Source organism: Ruegeria sp. CDSA246 (assembly GCF_059611225.1).
Window position 1 is genome coordinate 1 of record NZ_JBXWPD010000051.1, and the last position, 2,390, is coordinate 2,390.

Sequence of the window (2,390 nt, forward strand, 5' to 3'; positions counted from 1 at the left end):
TTGGACGCCTTTGGCGGGTCCGGCGCGACCTTGCTGGCAGCTGAGAAAATCGGGCGCCGGGCGCGGCTCATTGAGCTCGACCCGGCCTATGTCGATGTCGCCATCCGCCGCTGGCAGGAGATGACTGGTGAGAACGCCGTGCACGCGGTGACCGGCCAGACGTTCGATGCGCATTCTGCGGCAACCAATGCCACCTCAGAGCTGGAGGCGGATCATGTCTGACGATACGAAAGAGTTTGAGGTGGGCTACGGCAAGCCGCCCAAAGCGACCCAATTCAAGAAAGGCCAATCCGGCAATCCGAAAGGACGACCGAAAGCCTCGAAGAATGTTGGGTCGATGCTTGAGGAAGTCTTCTTTCGGAAAATCCCGATCACCGAGAATGGATCACGCCGCGAGGTCACTATGCTGGAAGCAATCCTGCGCCAGCTGGTGAATGGGGCAGTTAAGGGCGAGATGCGTTCGATTGACCGGGTTCTCAAACTGTTGCCTGCGGTTCAGGAGGCACGTGCTGCAGAGTTGGCGGGTGGCGAAGGTGCATCAGCGGCCGACTCCGGTTCAGATCTGGCCGCCCTGGAAGTGCTGGCGGATATGTTTGGCAGCGATCCGGATCAGCTTTTTGCAAGCATCCAGGGAGGCATCGACGATGAATGCCCTGAATTCTGATGATCGCAAAAGACTGGCAGAGGCTGCGATGCGTGAAAACCTCTACGCATTCCTTGCGGGCAGTTTTGGTATCTTGTGTCCGGGTGAGAGGCTTGCCCGAGCCCCTTACCTGGAGGCCATGTGTTACGCCCTTCAGCGTGTGGCCTCTGGTGAGTGCCAACGGTTGATGATCTCGATAGCCCCTCGGCATCTGAAATCGATCTGTGGATCTGTTTTGTTGCCAGCCTTTGAGCTTGGACGCGATCCGGCAAAGAAAGTGGTTGTTGTCAGTTACGGCAAAGATCTGGCGCGCGAACATGCCGAACAGTTTCGACGGCTGGTAACCAGTCGGTTCTATCAGCGCCTGTTTCCAAAGATGAAGGTCGATCCCAAACACAACCGGTTCGAACATATGAAAACCACTAAAGGAGGCGGGCGCAAATCGGTCTCTCTTGGCGGAGGTATCACTGGCTTCGGTGCAAACCTCATTATCATCGACGATCTGGGTAAACCCTCCGAAATGCGCCACGATACGTACCGGCAGGAGTTGCGTGACTTCTTCGACCAGACCCTATTCTCACGGCTGAACGACAAGCGCACGGACCGTATTGTCTCGATCCAGCAGCGATTGCACCCGGATGACTTCTCCGCCTACCTTTTGGAAAAGGACACGTTTGACCATCTATGTTTGCCGTCGATCGCGGAGATCCCTGAAGAGATCTCGCTCTACAACAATAGTGTGCTGAAGCGTCGGCCAGGGGACTTGTTGAACCCAGAGCGGGAACCGCAGGAGGTTCTTGATCGGATCAAGGCCGACATAGGCAATTTTGCTTTCCAGGCGCAGTATCAACAGAACCCCACAGACGGTGAAAACGAATTTCTCTCAATGTCCGATTTGCATCTGGTGGAAACCTTGCCGGACGAAAGCGTGTTTGTCCGGCGGGTCCAGAGCTGGGATACAGCGGCGAAGGATAGTCCGCGTTCGGACTTTACGGTGGGGCTGACCTTTGGTTGGCATGCGTATGAAGAAAGATGGTACTTACTCGACGTCTTTCGGGCTCGAACGAACTATACGGAGGTGCGGAACGCTGTTCTTCGATTGCGCAAGCAATGGCGCGCTGACAGAGTCCTGATCGAGTCCTCGGCGATGGGCATCCACTTGCTTGATGAGTTGAAACGCACCGCAGCAGGCGTCTTCATGCCCGTCAATGTGGTCAGCAGCAAGCTGGATCGCTTCATCCCACAGACCGACTGGATTAGATCCGGCAAGTTGGTCATCCCCACGGACAAGCCCTGGTTTGATGAGTTCCGCAGGGAACTGCTGGCGTTTCCGGATGCTCTCAAAGATGATCAGGTGGATGCTCTGACCCAGTTCGCCGAATACATGCGTCGAAGCCAAGGCACATACCTCGATACTGATCCTTACACCGGTCGCCGCCAAGGCAACTATCGACCCGAACGACCAAGAAGGGAAGACCGCATGCGGTTCTGACGCCACGCGAGAGCGCTTTCCAGCGACCTGGGGTTGGGTATCACGGCTTCGAACTCATACGTCAGCGATGAAGCGCAAGGCTGACGTTGGTGCTAATTGCAGCGAAGGTCTGCTCTGAGCCCAAAGCGGAATTGCTTTGCCACGAACATTGGCAGCTAAAGAAACGCAAGTAACTAAGTCCGCGGATATGAAGGTGACCGTTTGCTGAATGCGCGACAGGTATTTGAGCATTACCTTTTTAGTTGTGCGTGTATG

General features: G+C 55.6%; 3 protein-coding genes and 1 pseudogene. 3 read left to right on the forward strand and 1 reads right to left on the reverse strand.

The genetic code is table 11. The features are described from left to right. The 3 genes and pseudogenes from AC2FI9_RS22745 to terL form a co-directional block, all read left to right on the forward strand. Positions 1 to 222: pseudogene (locus AC2FI9_RS22745) on the forward strand (DNA methylase N-4); the annotation flags it as partial. Further along, complete coding sequence (locus tag AC2FI9_RS22750; protein WP_496695663.1) at positions 215 to 664, forward strand: DUF5681 domain-containing protein; 450 nt, start codon at positions 215 to 217, stop codon at positions 662 to 664. The pseudogene AC2FI9_RS22745 and the gene AC2FI9_RS22750, both read left to right, overlap by 8 nt. A gap of 217 nt (positions 665 to 881) precedes the next feature. Further along, a complete protein-coding gene (terL, locus tag AC2FI9_RS22755; RefSeq protein WP_496771002.1) occupies positions 882 to 2,135 on the forward strand; it encodes a phage terminase large subunit in 1,254 nt (417 codons plus the stop codon). 54 nt (positions 2,136 to 2,189) lie between these two features. On the opposite strand, the gene AC2FI9_RS22760 is transcribed toward terL, so the two are convergent. Then, positions 2,190 to 2,390, reverse strand: a 201-nt coding sequence (locus AC2FI9_RS22760; protein ID WP_496771004.1) for a hypothetical protein, incomplete at its 5' end; no start/stop codon positions are given.

Excerpts from the sequence above, each read along its gene's own strand:
- AC2FI9_RS22750 (WP_496695663.1), top strand. The coding sequence starts at position 215 with ATGTCTGACGATACGAAAGAGTTTGAGGTGGGCTACGGCAAGCCGCCC.